Origin of the sequence: Undibacterium sp. Di27W, assembly GCF_049340345.1 — a bacterium.
GTDB lineage: Bacteria > Pseudomonadota > Gammaproteobacteria > Burkholderiales > Burkholderiaceae_D > Undibacterium.
Map to the genome: position 1 here is coordinate 145,771 of NZ_JBMPOS010000007.1, position 15,857 is coordinate 161,627.

Consider the following 15,857-nt stretch of genomic DNA (forward strand, 5'->3'; position numbering starts at 1 on the left):
CATAAGTACAGGTAGGTGCTACTACTGTTGTCCCTACGACCTGGTCTGATGGATCAGATATGGGACCTTGAATTTTGCATAAAAAAGTTTTCATTTGCGAAATGTAAAATATGCAATTACTATGGGATTGTTTTTTAAGCATTTTTAATATTGCTGTTTTCAGCGTCATCACCTACTCAGGACGGGTACTCCATGCGCAACAGGAAAAATGTTCATTTCCATATCTACATCTCCTATTTCTTTACTGGCCTGATCCTGATCTTTGCACTCGCCATGGGCACGGTACTCTTCATGCGCATGAGTAAAATCATCCTGTCCCAGGCGGATAGCAGTTATTCATTGATAGGTAATGAAGTTGCCAACAATGTCAAAGACATTTATGAGCCGGTAAAAAACCAGACCGAGATACTGGCGCAGTCCCACCCCATCGCAGGCAAAAACCTGGATGAACGCCTGACCCATGTCAATTATCTGGCCAAGGCCATCATCAGCGTCAAATCTGCGACCTCTGCTTATGTGGGCTATGCCGATGGTGAATTCTTCCTGCTGCGGCAGTATGCCAAGTCAAATGGCGGCAAGGATGTCTTCAATGCCCCCGATAAAACTGCGTGGATAGTGCAAAGCACCAGCATGGATGCAGGCAAGATGCTGGAACATGTGGTTTACCTGGATGACAGGCTCAATGAAATCAGTCGCCAGCCCATACCCTTGCGTAATTATGATCCCCGCCTGCGCGGCTGGTATGAAAAGGCCATGAAAGAACCAGGACAAGCCCATGTGTCAGAACCCTATTACTTCTTCACAACGAAACAGATAGGTGTCACTTACGCGCAAAAGATAGTCAATGCAGATGCGGTCGTCGGTATAGATATAGAACTGCCCACCATCCATGAAACCATCAGGAATAGCAGTGTCACCCCGTCAACCATGATGGCCCTGATAGATCACAAGGGTCAGTTGCTGGCCTGGCAAAATGGCAGGCAGCCGGCCTATAAGCCGCAAATCACCACTCGCCTGGATGGCACACAAAGCATGCCTACCCTGGCAGAGCAGAATACACCCGTACTCCATCAAATACTGGAGTTGGGCAACGCTGATGGCAACAAGAGTCAGACGCTGGATGTCATGGACAAAACCTGGTCTACCTATCTGGGCAATATACAAATCCCCGGTGGCCAGGATTTGCGCATCCTGATCGCCAGCCCGCATGAAGAATTGCTGGCAGGTGTCATCAAGATGCGCAGGCAAAGTATCGCCCTGTTCATGCTCTTGTTACTGATAGGCTTGAGCGTGACCATTTATTTTTCCAGGCTGGCCTCCTTGCCGCTGAAGCAACTCAATGCAGAAGCCAGCAAGATCGCCCGTTTCGACTTCAGAAGCCCGGTCAATATCGAGTCACGCATCAAGGAAATTGCCGACCTCAGCAATTCCATGCGCGGCATGAAAGCGACCATACGTTCCTTTCTTGATATCGCCAGCAGCCTGGCGTCCGAAACCAATTACGACAAATTGCTGGCGCGGGTACTGAAAGAAATGTCGGAAATCACAGAAGCCAAATCCGGCATGTTATATCTCTACCAGCCACAAGACCAGACCATGCAGGTAGTGCAAGCCTACGCAGACCATGAAGTGCTGGAAGCTGCCACCCAATGCATCAGTATGACGGATGAAGACCATCCCGTCATACTGGCTTGCAAGTCCCGCAGCAGTATCTGCCAGTTGCTGCCAGCAGACCTGACACGCTACTTCAGCACCTTGCCTGCCACCGACCACATTACTACCCTCATCGCCATCCCTTTAAAGGATAGAAACAATACCCTGGTTGGCGCAATCGCCCTGGTGATAGACGACGCTGCCATCGATCCTGGCAGGCAAGCCATGGCCGAAGCCGTCTCTGGCGCGGCCGCAATAGCCATAGAAAACCAGCGCCTGATACAGGAACAGAAGACCCTGCTGGAAGCCTTCATACAACTGATTGCCAGCGCCATCGACGCCAAAAGCCCCTACACCGGCGGCCATTGCCAGCGCGTGCCCGTACTGACCAAGTTATTGGCCCAGGCCGCCTGCAAGGAAACCGAAGGCCCGTTTGCAGGCTTCCAGCTCACAGAGACAGAATGGGAAGAACTCCACATCGCCGCCTGGCTGCATGACTGTGGCAAAGTCACCACGCCAGAATACATAGTCGATAAAGCCACCAAGCTCGAAACCCTGTACGACCGCATCCATGAAATTCGCATGCGTTTTGAAGTACTGAAACGCGATGCAGAAATCAGTTATTGGAAAGCAGTTGCAGAAACGCCAGATCAGCAAGAAAAACTCAAAACTGAACTCGACAAAACCCTGGCAGAACTCGATGAAGAATTCAACTTCATCGCCACCTGCAATGAAGGTGGCGAATTCATGGCCGCTGACAAAATCGCCCGCATCAAGCAAATTGCAGAGCGCAGCTGGACCCGTACCCTGTCTGACCGCATCGGCATCTCGCACGATGAAAAAGAACGTAAAGACCGCGCACCAGAACCAGCATTACCCGTACAAGAGCAGCTACTGAGTGACAAGGCAGAACATATCTTCAGCAGAGCAGAACGTGACAATGTCAGGCCAGACAACCCCTGGGGTTTCAAGGTCAAGGTGCCTGAGCACCTGTACAACCGCGGTGAAGTGTATAACCTCACTGTAGCTCGCGGCACCCTGTCAGAAGAAGAACGCTACAAGATCAATGAACACATGATACAAACCATCATGATGCTGGAAAAACTCCCCTTCCCGCGCCACCTCGCCAAAGTACCGGAGATTGCCGGTGGTCATCATGAAAAAATGGATGGCACAGGCTACCCCAAACGCCTGATGGCAGCCGACATGAGCATACCCGCCCGCATGATGGCCATAGCAGACATCTTCGAAGCCCTGACCGCCGCCGACCGCCCCTACAAGAAAGGCAAAACACTGTCAGAAGCCATCAAGATCATGGGCTTCATGAAGAAGGACCTGCATATAGACCCTGAACTGTTCACCCTCTTCCTGCGTTCAGGGGTGTATCTGGAATACGGCAAGATGTTCATGCAAAAAGAGCAAATTGATGCGGTGGATATAACGACATTCATTTGAAGCAGTTACCAGAACAATTAACATCGCAAACAAAAATTTACTATGCTCACACTTAAGCAACTTGCAGCCATCGCCAGCATTATTTTCCTTGGCAATTTCTATCCTGCTGCAGGCTTTGCCAAGCCACCTCAGGAGCAATTACTTGTAGGAAAATGGATGCACAGCCACCAAATTCAAACCGATGATGGTCGCGTCATTCCGCAAAAAAAGACATCGATAGAAGACACTGGTATAAAAGCCACGGGCGAATTTTTTACCGACAATACCTGGGTACTTAATGGAAGAAAAGTACGTTCGTCAGGTACTTACCGATGGGTAGATAGCGAGCACATAGAACAAAAAGTTCTGGAATCCAACGTCGCTATACAAGTAGGAATGCTTTCTATAAAACGAATAAGAGTCAGCGAAAACCGCCTGGAATTTATCGTCACCCACGATAGGGCCGAAATGGAACGCTATCTAGGCCCAGTCAAGCCAGGCCAAAAGCGTCCTAACGAAACTATCATTACATCAGTCTTTACACGTGTTGGCACTGGCAATCCTTGAGCAAGGACTTCCCTTTTCAAAAAAAGGAAGTCCTTCATTTCATACTAGCCCGTTAAAACCTTACTTACCCGCACTCGCCCTGGTATAGCTATTGATCAAGTTCCGGTAATCAGGGATATGATTCGAGAACAGCGTACCCAGACCGATCACATCATTTCTCCAGTCGCGATGCAATTCACCGGCCACTGCAAACCAGCTCGTCAACTGCGCACCCGCTGCCTGCATGCGTTGCAGGGCAGAATTGCGGGTGATATCGTTGAAAGTGCCTGATGCATCTGTCACCACAAACACTTCATAACCCTCACCCAAAGCTGACAAGGCAGGGAAAGCCACGCATACCTCAGTCACCACACCAGCGATAATGATTTGCTTGCGACCGGTTGCCTTGACGGCTGCCACAAACTCTTCATTGTCCCAGGCATTGATCTGGCCCGGGCGGGCGATGAAAGGCGCGTCCGGGAAAATCTCGCGCAGTTCAGGCACCAGCGGGCCATTTGGTCCATCCTCAAAACTCGTCGTCAATATCGTCGGCAAATTAAAGTACTTCGCCACATCTGCCAGCGCCAGCACATTGTTCTTGAACTGGTCAGGCTGGATATCACGCACCAGTGACAGCAAACCAGTCTGGTGATCCACCAGCAGCAAGATTGCATCATCTTTATTCAAACGTTTATAGAGATCGCTTCTAATTTCTTTACTCATTTCATCTTCCTAAAAAAGTGGGCAGGTTTGCCCACGTACAAAAAGCTTTTTATTACGCAATCTTGCCGAATTGGCCGCTTCTGAAATCGGCAAAAGCCTGGTCTATCTCGGCTGCTGTATTCATTACAAAAGGCCCATGTGCCACTACCGGTTCGTCAATGGGATCACCACTCAGTAACAGCACATGCGCATCGGCTTCTGGCTGTATCAAAACATCTACACCTGCCTTGTCCAGCAAGACCATTTGCGCAGGCCCGGCCACCTGCTGACCATTGACCTTGACCGTGCCTTGCAACACCACCAGCATGGCGGTACGGCCCGCCTGCAAAGTCAAGCTCGTGGCCTTGCCCTGGTTCAGCCGCATGTCCCACACGTCCATCGCTGTGTGCGTATGTGCTGGCCCACCCTTGCCTGCATGGCTGCCAGCAATCACCCGCAAACAGCCTGCATCACCTGGCAATTCCACCACAGGGATATCGCTATTCAAGATGCCCTGGTAACCGGGCTCTGTCATCTTGTCGCGTGCTGGCAGGTTGACCCACAGTTGCACCATCTCCAGCGTGCCACCTGTGCGGCTAAATGCTTCTGAATGAAACTCGTCATGCAAAATGCCTGATCCCGCCGTCATCCATTGCACATCACCCGGACCTATAGTGCCGCCTGCGCCAGTTGAATCGCGGTGCTCGACTTCGCCCTGATAGACGATGGTCACCGTCTCAAAACCACGGTGTGGGTGGCTGCCTACGCCGCGCTGCTGCCGACCCGTCATCGGTGCAAACTGCGCAGGACCTGCATAATCCAGCATTAAAAACGGGCTGATATGCTGACCCAGACTGGCATTGGAAAACAAAGTCCGCACCGGAAAACCATCACCAACCCAATGTTGGCCGCTAGTACCGTAGATACCTAAAACTTGTTTCATGATCTTGTCCTTATTTGCAAACACACATGGTGTCGATGGAAAGAAGTGTAAATTTTTCCCAAACAAGGCGGTAGTAGGCGAAAATATGATGCAACGTCCCAAAAATAGAACGATAAAATAGAACGATCAAAGATCCATGTCACAAGACTTGAATGACCTCTACTACTTTGCCCAGGTAGTCGACCACCGCGGCTTTGCCCCGGCCGGGCGTGCCATAGGCATACCCAAATCCAAACTCAGTCGCCGCATCGCCGAGCTGGAAGAACGCCTGGGCGTGCGCCTGATACAGCGTTCATCCCGCAGCTTTTCTGTGACCGAGATAGGCCAGACCTACTACAGCCATTGCAAGGCCATGCTGGCCGAAGCCAGTGCCGCACAAGAGGCCATAGACCAGGACAAGGCAGAACCACAAGGGGTCGTACGCCTGAGCTGCCCCATCGCCATGCTGCACGCCCAGGTCGGCACTATCCTGGCCGATTACATGACCAGCCACCCGCGCGTCACCCTGCAACTCGAAGCCAGCAATCGCCGCGTTGATGTCATAGCAGAAGGTTTTGATCTGGCCATACGCGTGCGCCCGCCACCGCTGGAAGACAGCGAACTGGTCGTCAAGGTATTAGGCACCCGCTGCTGGTGTCTGGCCGCCAGCCCTGCACTGCTGGAGAAACTGGGCACGCCACAACAACCAGCCGACCTGGCCAACTACCCCAGCCTGGACCTCGGCCCCGCGCGTGAAGAATACCTGTGGCAACTGGTAGGCGAACAAGGCGAACTGCTGACCATGCGCCACACCCCGCGCATGATCAGCGACGACATGACAACCCTGCGCCAGGCCGCCATCGCGGGCGCAGGCGTCGTGACATTACCTGTGATGATGATGGAAGAAGAATTAAAAGACGGCCGCTTGGTCCAGCTCATCCCCTACTGGACCCTGAAACACGGCATCGTCCACCTGGTGTTTCCATCAAGGCGATGGATAAGACCGGCGGTGCGCAGTTTGATTGATATGCTGGATGAGAGGTTTAGGGATTTGCCGAATAATTAGAAGAGCAAACTATCTTTGCCCTTCGTCGGAGCGGCTTCAGCAGCGAGCAATGGCTGATATACGTATTATAGCGATTCGCGGCTGAAGCCGTTCCTACAAAAATTCCGACCAGAGTTGATAAAAGCTAGGTCTGTTCGCAACGAAAAACTACCGAAGTCCCTCCAGTTGCACTAGATAGCAAGTATCTGAATGGGTGATACAATAAATGAACAACAACACTAGCGAACCTTTATGGATAAGGCACAGGCAGTAAAACTGTTGCAGGGGATTTTAAACGAGATCACTATGCCAGATGGATCTGCAGCGACGGACAGATTCACAGGCTTACGTGATGTCGATGGCAAAATTCGTGAGGCCAGAATGATTCTGGATGAGCTCGCTGGCATTCCACCAACACTATTATCAAACATGGCTGACGACCTTGACTTTCAAGTCAATAGTCGTCGTATACGATTAGAAGCCCTTGCCCGGTACATTACCAGCGCATTAAAATTCGCTAATACAGGTGCGTTTGAAAAGCCTCAAAAAATCATCCATGCCCCTCGCGATTTTTCACGTTTGACAACCACAGTACCAGGTCTTAAGGAAGAGTTGGAAAAACGTTGGCGTGAGGCCCAGCGTTGTGCACACGTTGAAGCATACACTGCTGCTGTAATTTTGATGGGCAGTATCCTAGAAGGATTACTTTTGGCGCGAGCGCAACTTTCCACTCCGATAGCGTACCAATCACAAAAAGCCCCGCGAGACAAAACAGGAAAGACGCCAGCCATCCATGATTGGAACCTTAGTACATTGATTGACGTAGCCGCAGACGTTGGTTGGATTAAAGGCGACCGGAGCAAATTTAGTCATGCACTACGCGACTCCCGCAATGTCGTGCACCCATGGCAAGCTGTTATGACTCGCTCCAACTTTGATCAAGCCACATGCAAAACGTCGTGGAATGTGCTCGATGCTTCAGTAGAGGATTTGTTTAATTCATTACCTTAGTCACAAAAACTTTAACCTCATTCATTTGTTTTCTACTTGTGCAGATACGTTAGTTTCTGGTTTCAGAATTGTTGCCCCAGAGTTAGCTAGAACCTTTTTTGACTGCGATATCTCGCTATATTTACTCATTACAGTAGGTGTTATTGGAGAGATATCTTCAAATTTCGCAGGACGTTTTTTAAATGGGAGACATCCCGCAGCACCAACTTCGTCAGGACGAATTCTAATTCCGTTAACACTAGCCCTGACCGCAATTACGTGATCATTACTTACACCTTGTCTCTGAAGCAAATCAACTACCTCATTCCCCCACACTATATTCTCAGCAGTTTCTTTCCAAGTAGTTTCATCAACTAAAGGAAGAACGGCTGCGCGGAATATCTCTGTGACAAAAGTGGCACAAGTCAATCCATGGCTTCCTTTAGGCGCGCTGTAATGACCGTTTGAATCAAATGAATTTTTCGCAGTAAGTACATTAACAGCATAGCTTATTGAGGGTCTTCTTTTCGCTATAGCTCTGACAATAGCAACCATTTGCTTCGATGCAGAATGAGAAATCTCTGGCACGCATGCGATCCAGCATTGATCCAATGGTAATGAATCTACAAGAAGACTTTTATGCCAAGCTAAATGCAGAAGTTGAAATCCTTCTTTTGCGGAATGAAAAGCAATTCCAGTATGACTGCCAAATCTACCAGCCGTAATTGCTATTGCTACCTGGTCCTTGGTGATCTGATTCTCACTTACTTCAGAAAACGTCATAAGCATTGCCTTAAAGCATACCAGCTAATGCGTCTTGAGCGTCAATCCCTTCATTTTTCAAAGCATTGACAGCCAGTTCAAAAGCATCGTTCCAGCCATCTATATTGAATCTGTAGTGATATGTTACCCTCAACAATGAAGCCAAATGCTCACCATTTACATGGTTTCTTTGAAACTCATTTAAAACAATTGCCCCAGGCCCAAATCGAGAAATAATTTCAAAAGCGCTTTCAACCGTCTCAGACAGGGAGTCAATATCGGAAGAAACTCCTGGGGTATTAATTTTCATTTTCAGGATATCTAACAATTTGATCTTTTCGATTTCCTGCTGAAATTTAATTGCGGCCAGCGGCTCCCCATTATTTGCCCACACCATAAGTGAATCAGAAATGGAATTGGCTGTCTTTGTAGCGACAAAAAAGAATACAGCTGAATTTGTTACAAAACTGTTTGAAATGCGCTGAGTAATATGCTGTGGCAAACCAAATTTTGGTCTGTCTTTATATTCGGCTGTAGCAACAATCCTAGGTTGAAAAAAATGTGAGTCACTAAGCGTATAATCAGAAGTAGCAATCATTTCAATTCACCTCACTTGGTTCCATCAAAGCCATTATTGGTTTTGTGATTTCAAAGAACATATTGTGAATATTATTGTGCGATAAATTCAGTACAGCCATTACTTCAGCCACATCAGCATTAGTTTCGATGTTGGTAACAACATTGGTATCCATAAGAAACGCAGGGTTTCCACCAGACATACCTTCACCAATAGAAATTAGCATGACTTCTTTATCTTTCATTGGAATTTGAAGTTGCAAGGACGGTCTATGCGTTTCACCCTTAGCTATATGATTGGATATACCAGTCGGTATGGATATATTTATACCTAAAACTTCTGACATGAATTTATCGATACCCATGCCTTGGATCAGCGGCTCCTTAAATGCATCCAAGTATCGAAGACTGACATTTGAAAATGGCTTAAGCTTATCACTTCCAGATCGAGCTGTTAAAAGTGCGTTTAGTCCATCTTCAATAACAGGAGAAAAGTCATTCCAGGATTTGTATCCTGCTGTTGCATTTACCGAAAAATAACCCGCCCCGACCTGATAAAGCACGTCGTTATTCTCTGATCGAAATCGAAAAATAGGCTGATGAGAGAAAAGAGGCATTCCGTGAGGAAAAAGCCGTTCTATTTTTTTGAAACCGAGCTTATTTACCTCACCAGAGAACATCATGAAGAATTCTTCACATTCAGCTTGATTGATCACTATTCCAGAAGGCCCGTTACCAATATTGGCGCCGGGAAATTGCTGCTCAAGAATGTCCCAATTTAGTTCAGCAACTAATTCAACAATAGGACTTTTTTTCAGTGTTACGGGCATACTCTTTGCCTCAATTTTTGCATCTGGAATATGAAGATAATATCACCAAATTAATTAAAATTGCCTTTTAATTAATAATGGACCGATATTTAACGGGCAGCGAATAATATAACAATCTCCCATATCACGCCATCGCACGTTTGACAGTTACGGCTAGTAGGAATCATCTGGCGATTCATTTCATCAAATAACTACAGATTATATTTATCAAAATTAAATTTATCAAAGAGACACCAATCGTGCACGCACTTTTACTTAGTCTGAATCAAAATGTTGCAAAATTGACTCGTAGCCTAATCTATTACTCCAACGACTAACTTCCTTTAGTACAGGCGCCTTTATATCTCCCCCTAAAAAAGCTCAATGTTAACCAGAATAAAATCGCCGCATATTCTTGTTAAACAGAATGTATTTATGGCCATTCCAAATTTGGATTTGATAATTTCTACCCCACCACCCCAGCCCTCCCCAGCATCGCATGCAACAACACATTGCACCCTGCCTCCAGATGTTCTGATTTCGCATCTTCAATTTCATTGTGGCTGATACCATCCTTGCAGGGCACGAAGATCATGCCGGAGGGGGCCAGTCTGGCGGTGTAGATGGCGTCGTGGCCTGCACCAGAAACTACGTCCATGGTGCTGTAGCCCAGGGTGGCTGTGGCTTCGCGTACGGCGTTGACGCAGTCAGGGTGGAAGGGGCAAGGAGGGTAGTAGGAGACGCGTTCTACGCTAATGCTGAGGCCACTGTCCTTGCTTGTCTTATCGACGAAGGCGAGGATTTCATTGTGCATGGTGTCGAGCAGCTCTGCTGATACATTGCGCAGGTCCATGCTGAATTTGACTTCGCCGGGGATGACGTTGCGACTGTTGGGGAAAACCTGCACCATGCCTACCGTGCCGCGGCCATAGGGCGGGTAGCGGTTGCCGATGTTGACGACTTCCTGCATGATTTTGGTGGAGATTTGCAGGGCGTCTTTGCGCAGCGCCATGGGCGTGGGGCCGGCGTGGGCTTCCATGCCGGTGACGACGCAGTCGTACCATGAGAGGCCAAGCACGCCGGGGACGACGCCGATGACCTTGTCGGCATCTTCGAGCACCGGGCCTTGTTCTATATGGGTCTCGAAGTAGGCACCTATGGGGTGCTGGCCAGGTACTTCTGTTCCTTTGTAGCCTATGCGTTCCAGCTCATCACCGACGGTCTTGCCTTCGGTGTCTTTGGCGGCATAGGCTGTTTCCAGCGAGAATGCGCCGCAGAATACGCCTGAGCCCATCATGACGGGGACGAAGCGTGAGCCTTCTTCATTGGTCCAGAAGGCGACTTCGATTGGCGCTTCGGTTTCTACGTTGTGGTCGTTGAGGGTGCGCACGACTTCGAGTGCGGCCAGCACGCCGTAGTTGCCGTCGAACTTGCCGCCAGTGGGCTGGGTGTCGATATGGCTGCCGGACATGATGGGTGGCAGTGCCGGGTTCTTGCCTGCCCTGCGCATGAAGACATTGCCTATCTGGTCTATGGTGACGGTGAGGCCAGCCTGTTTGGCCCAGGAGACAACGAGGTCGCGGCCTTGTTTGTCGAGATCAGTCAGGGCCAGGCGTTTGACGCCACCCTTTTGTGTGGCACCGATTTTTGCGAGTTCCATCAATGAGGCCCAAAGGCGGTCTCCATTGATACGTAGATTTGCGGTAGACATTGCGTTACTCCTTATATTACTTTTATGCGCGCATTCTGTTGAGCGCATGAAACATGGGTGAGAAGGATGGGCGTTTGATATAACGCCCTGCCCCCATCTCTGCCATTAATTCACCTTGTTTAAACACCAGCTTGCCACCGCTGATGGTGTGCGTTGGTATGCCTTTGACAGTGCGACCTTCAAAGATATTGAAATCACCTTTGGAGAATTGCGTTTTGGCGGACAATGTCTTGGTGCCATTGACATCCCACAGCACGATATCAGCATCTGCACCTTCTGCGATCACGCCTTTGCGTGGGTAGATATTGAAAATCTGTGCGCAGTTGGCAGAGGTGACCTTGACAAATTCTGATGGCGTCAGGCGGCCTGTGTTGACGCCTGCATCCCACAAGATCATCATGCGTTCTTCTACACCGCCGCAGCCATTGGGTATCTTGGTGAAGTCATCCTTACCTGCGGCTTTTTGGGCGGCACAGAAGGTGCAGTGATCAGTGGCTGTAGTATGCAGGTTACCGCCTTGCAGTCCTTGCCATAGAGCCTCTTGATGATGGCTGCTGCGGAAAGGTGGGCTCATGACGTGGCCTGCCGATTGTACAAAGTCCGGATTCTTGTAGACGCTGTCATCGACAACGAGGTGGCCTGCTAGCACCTCACCAAACACGCGCTGGCCGTGGGCACGGGCGCGGGTGATGGCGTCCAGCGATTCCTGGCAGGATACGTGGACGATATACAGCGGGGTGTTAAGCACATTGGCAATGGCGATGGCACGCTGTGCGGCTTCGCCTTCTACCATGGGCGGGCGTGACAACGGGTGGGACTGTGGGCCCGTCATGCCTTTTTTTATGAGCTCTTGCTGCAACATGTAAACGAGTTCACCGTTTTCTGCATGCACGGTGGGTATGGCACCAAGTTCCAGTGCGCGGGAAAAGCTTTTTACCAGGATTTCATCATCAGCCATGATGGCGTTCTTGTAGGCCATGAAATGCTTGAAGCTGTTGACGCCATGCTCATTGACGAGCTTGCCCATGTCGGCATGGACGCTGTCATCCCACCAGGTGACGGCGACATGGAATGAATAATCACCGGCAGATTTTTCTGCCCAGGTGCGCCAGATATTGAAGGCTTCCATCAGGCTTTGTTGAGGGTTGGGGATGACGAAGTCGATAATGCTGGTCGTACCGCCCGCCAAGCCAGCAGCCGTGCCGGTAAAGAAATCATCTTGCGTGACCGTGCCCATGAAGGGCAATTGCATATGGGTGTGCGGATCTATGCCGCCGGGCATGACGTAGAGGCCACCAGCGTCTATGATTTCGGCACCAGCAGGTGCGTCGAGATTGTCGCCTACGGCGATGATCTTGCCGTTGTCGCAAAGGACATCGGCTTTAAATTCGCGGTCTGCGTTGACGACAGTGCCGCCGCGTATCAGGATGGTCATGACAGTTCCTTCATTAATTCATTGGGTGTGCGAGATCAGGGAGGTTGCTTCTCGTAGGTTGGGCATCGCTTCATCTACCCAACACTGGGCCTCAATTAACGTATACGTTTTTGAAGGCCGAGTGTTGGGCTTGATGAAGCGAAGCCCAGCGGGGCCCGGCCCAACCTACGTTCTTGCAACCTATCCGGTGATTTTGCACACCTCCACACATTCAAAATTCAAACCTTCTTACCACTCATCAAACCCATATACACCACCCCGGACAAGGCAAGGCCGACGAACCAGGCGTAGGTGTAGATGGTCTTTAATACTTCTGGAATAGCCGGGAAGCTGGCAGGGAAAGCCGCGTTCAAAAACCCCGGGATATTCGGTAAGACGCCGATCACAAAAGCGATCACGGCTGCCATGTTCCAGCCATTTTTATAGCTGTACTTGCCTTCATCCTGATACAGGGCATGGACATCAATTTCTGTCTTGCGGATGAAGTAATAATCAATGATCAAAATACCAGCAATGGGGCCAAGCAAGGCGGAATAGCCTATCAGCCAGGTGAAGATATAACCCTGGGTGGATTCTAGAATCTTCCATGGCATCATGATCAGGGCGATGGATGCGGTGATGTAGCCACCGGTTTTATACGAGATCAGCTTGGGGTTCAGGGCCGAGAAATCATAGGCCGGGCCAACGAGATTGGCGGCCAGATTGACGGATACCGTGTCTATCAGCAAGATCAGCAAGGCGATCAACACTGCAATGCCAGTCATGCGGCTGGCCAGGTCTACCGGGTCCCACAAGGCTTTGCCGTACAGAACTACGGTGGCAGAGGTGACGATCACTGCCAGCAGCGCCAGCAAACCCATGGGAGCTGGCAAGCCTATGGTCTGGCCGAGTACCTGGTCTTTTTGTGATTTGGCGAAACGGGTAAAGTCAGGGATGTTCAAGGCAAGGGTAGCCCAGAAGCCAACCATGGCTGTCAGTGAAGGCCAGAAGGTTGTCCAGAATTGCCCGGCTTTTTTACCGCCTTCGACGAACTGGGATGGTTGATCCAGTATCGGGCCAAAGCCGCCAGCCTTGTTATAGACCCAGCCCAGCAGGACGAAACAGATAAGAATTTTTAAAGGCGCGGTATAGGTTTCCAGCTTGCGTATGGAGTCCATGCCGTGGAAGATATACCAGAATTGTATCGCCCAGAAAATCAGGAAACAAACCAGTTGCGCGACATTGATGCCCAGACCAGCAATATTGTCACCACCTAGAGGATGGCCGATCAATACCCCACTCAGGGTATAAATCATTTGCCCGCCAAACCAGGTTTGTATGCCATACCAGCCGCAGGCAACAATGGCACGCATGAGGGCAGGCAGACGTGCACCGCGTACACCAAACGAAGTACGCGCCAGCACCGCATAGGGGATGCCGTATTTGGCACCGGCATGGCCTATCAGCAACATGGGGACGAGGACGATGGCATTGGCAATAAACACGGTCACCACCGCCTGGTAACCCGACATGCCGCCTTCAATCAGGCTGGCTGCCAGGGTATAGGCCGGGATACACATGACCATGCCGACCCACAAAGCGGCAAAGTGATACCAGCGCCAGGTGCGCTGTGCTTCTGAAGTAGGTGCTAAATCTTCATTCCAAAGTTGCCCGCTTTGTGTCTGCATATACTCTCCATTGGGTGTCAGCAAGTGAATTAGCGATACATTCAAGACCTCTCAACACAGAGGCACAGAGACACAGAGGGCTCACTGAGAAGAACATGAGGAAAACCATGTAATTCTCTTGCACCTCTCTGTGTATCAATACTCAGATACTGAATGATCTTTATATATCTACTTTATAGCAGATTTATAGCAAACTTCGTTCCAACATCAACATCTAACAACACTTGAAAATTCAAAACAGATCAATCGACCTGAACTGCCTTGAACTCTCTTGCCTTTCTCTGTGATCCCTCTGTGTCTCTGTGCCTCTGTGGTGAGTGGTTTTGAACCTATTTCAACACCGCACGCGGATTACGTGGGTCTTGCGTCCAGTTCATATAGGGCTTGCCAGTTGCCTGGGGCACCATGGTGATGCACTGCTCTACCGGGCAGGTGATCTGGCAGAGGTTGCAGCCTACGCATTCTTCCTTGATGACTTCGTATTTGCGGGTGCCGTTGTCGGCGATCAGTTGCGCAATCGACTGATGCGATGTGTCTTCGCAGGCGATGTAGCAGCGACCACATTGTATGCATTTGTCCTGGTCGATCTCGGCAATGACGGCATAGTTCATGTCCAGGTATTTCCAGTCTGTCGTATTGGCGACGGCTTTACCGGCAAAATCGCTGATGCGTTCATAGCCTTTTTCATCCATCCAGCGTGACAGGCCATCTGTCATTTCCTTGACGATACGGAAACCATGCAGCATCGCAGCAGTACAGACCTGCACCGAGCCTGCACCCAGCGCCAGAAACTCTGCCGCATCACGCCAGTTGCCTATGCCACCTATGCCTGAGATAGGCAAGCCCTTGGTGGCCGGGTCACGGGCGATTTCTGCCACCATGTTCAGGGCGATAGGCTTGACGGCGCTGCCACAGTAACCGCCATGCGTACTTTGGGTGCCCACTATCGGGCGGGCGATCATCTGGTCAAGATCAATGGACGTGATGGAATTGATGGTATTGATCAGTGACACGGCATCTGCACCACCATTGAAGGCAGCACGCGCTGGCACACGCACATCTGTGATGTTGGGTGTGAGCTTGACGATGACGGGCAGTGAGCAATACTTTTTGCACCAGCGTGTGATCATTTCCACATATTCTGGCACCTGGCCTACGGCTGCGCCCATGCCGCGTTCCGGCATACCGTGCGGGCAGCCGAAGTTGAGTTCTATGCCGTCTGCGCCTGTGGCCTCTACCAGTGGCAGGATGCGCGCCCAGCTTTCTTCTTCGCAGGGGTACATCAGCGATACGATCATGGCGCGGTCTGGCCAGTCTTTTTTGACTTGCGTGATTTCACGCAGGTTGATTTCCAGACTGCGGTCGGTGATGAGCTCAATATTATTAAAGCCGATGACTTCACGGTTCTTACCAAAGTGGGCAGAGTAACGGGAAGAGACATTGACCGGTGGTGGATCTTCACCCAGGGTTTTCCAGACCACGCCGCCCCAGCCTGCTTCAAAAGCACGGATGACGTTATAGGCCTTGTCGGTCGGTGGTGCAGAAGCCAGCCAGAAAGGATTGGGGGCCTTGATGCCGGCAAAGTTAATCGAGAGGTCAGCCATA

13 protein-coding genes are annotated in these 15,857 nt (G+C 50.2%); 4 read left to right on the plus strand and 9 right to left on the minus strand.

Annotated features, from left to right (window positions below):
- Positions 1 to 192 precede the first annotated feature (192 nt).
- Together ACO0LF_RS15770 and ACO0LF_RS15775 are read left to right on the plus strand one after the other, a co-directional pair.
- Positions 193 to 3,108, plus strand: a complete 2,916-nt coding sequence (locus ACO0LF_RS15770) for an HD domain-containing phosphohydrolase (protein ID WP_423015556.1) — start codon at positions 193 to 195, stop codon at positions 3,106 to 3,108.
- 42 nt (positions 3,109 to 3,150) lie between these two features.
- Positions 3,151 to 3,654: a hypothetical protein gene (locus ACO0LF_RS15775; RefSeq protein ID WP_423015558.1), complete on the plus strand. Its 504-nt coding sequence runs from the start codon at positions 3,151 to 3,153 to the stop codon at positions 3,652 to 3,654.
- Between the two features lie 60 nt (positions 3,655 to 3,714).
- Here the strand turns inward: ACO0LF_RS15775 and ycaC are convergent, their stop codons facing one another.
- Positions 3,715 to 4,356, minus strand: a complete 642-nt coding sequence (ycaC, locus tag ACO0LF_RS15780; protein ID WP_423015560.1) for an isochorismate family cysteine hydrolase YcaC — start codon at positions 4,354 to 4,356, stop codon at positions 3,715 to 3,717.
- 52 nt (positions 4,357 to 4,408) lie between these two features.
- Positions 4,409 to 5,278 (minus strand): pirin family protein, encoded by an 870-nt coding sequence (locus tag ACO0LF_RS15785; RefSeq protein ID WP_423015562.1) that lies wholly within the window; start codon positions 5,276 to 5,278, stop codon positions 4,409 to 4,411.
- A gap of 136 nt (positions 5,279 to 5,414) precedes the next feature.
- Here ACO0LF_RS15785 and ACO0LF_RS15790 point away from each other — a divergent pair, with 136 nt between their 5' ends.
- Together ACO0LF_RS15790 and ACO0LF_RS15795 are read left to right on the plus strand one after the other, a co-directional pair.
- Entirely contained in the window at positions 5,415 to 6,323 is a 909-nt protein-coding gene (locus ACO0LF_RS15790; RefSeq protein WP_423015564.1) for a LysR family transcriptional regulator, read from the plus strand.
- A gap of 231 nt (positions 6,324 to 6,554) precedes the next feature.
- On the plus strand, positions 6,555 to 7,313 hold the full coding sequence (locus ACO0LF_RS15795; protein ID WP_423015566.1) for a hypothetical protein: 759 nt from the start codon (positions 6,555 to 6,557) through the stop codon (positions 7,311 to 7,313).
- Between the two features lie 21 nt (positions 7,314 to 7,334).
- Here the strand turns inward: ACO0LF_RS15795 and ACO0LF_RS15800 are convergent, their stop codons facing one another.
- The 7 genes from ACO0LF_RS15800 to preA form a co-directional block, all read right to left on the minus strand.
- A complete protein-coding gene (locus ACO0LF_RS15800) occupies positions 7,335 to 8,075 on the minus strand; it encodes a hypothetical protein (RefSeq protein WP_423015568.1) in 741 nt (246 codons plus the stop codon).
- Positions 8,076 to 8,085: 10 nt separating this feature from the next.
- Positions 8,086 to 8,652, minus strand: coding sequence for a hypothetical protein (locus ACO0LF_RS15805; RefSeq protein ID WP_423015570.1), 567 nt, complete (start codon positions 8,650 to 8,652; stop codon positions 8,086 to 8,088).
- Position 8,653: 1 nt separating this feature from the next.
- Complete coding sequence (locus ACO0LF_RS15810) at positions 8,654 to 9,460, minus strand: TIGR04255 family protein (RefSeq protein ID WP_423015572.1); 807 nt, start codon at positions 9,458 to 9,460, stop codon at positions 8,654 to 8,656.
- A 445-nt stretch (positions 9,461 to 9,905) separates the two neighbouring features.
- Entirely contained in the window at positions 9,906 to 11,150 is a 1,245-nt protein-coding gene (locus tag ACO0LF_RS15815) for a Zn-dependent hydrolase (RefSeq protein ID WP_423015574.1), read from the minus strand.
- Between the two features lie 22 nt (positions 11,151 to 11,172).
- The gene (gene hydA / locus ACO0LF_RS15820; RefSeq protein ID WP_423015576.1) at positions 11,173 to 12,585 is read right to left on the minus strand and encodes a dihydropyrimidinase; all 1,413 of its coding nucleotides are present in this window, start codon (positions 12,583 to 12,585) and stop codon (positions 11,173 to 11,175) included.
- 218 nt (positions 12,586 to 12,803) lie between these two features.
- The gene (locus ACO0LF_RS15825) at positions 12,804 to 14,252 is read right to left on the minus strand and encodes an NCS1 family nucleobase:cation symporter-1 (RefSeq protein ID WP_423015578.1); all 1,449 of its coding nucleotides are present in this window, start codon (positions 14,250 to 14,252) and stop codon (positions 12,804 to 12,806) included.
- A 329-nt stretch (positions 14,253 to 14,581) separates the two neighbouring features.
- Positions 14,582 to 15,856: an NAD-dependent dihydropyrimidine dehydrogenase subunit PreA gene (gene preA, locus ACO0LF_RS15830; RefSeq protein ID WP_110255749.1), complete on the minus strand. Its 1,275-nt coding sequence runs from the start codon at positions 15,854 to 15,856 to the stop codon at positions 14,582 to 14,584.
- Between the last annotated feature and the right edge of the window lies 1 nt (position 15,857).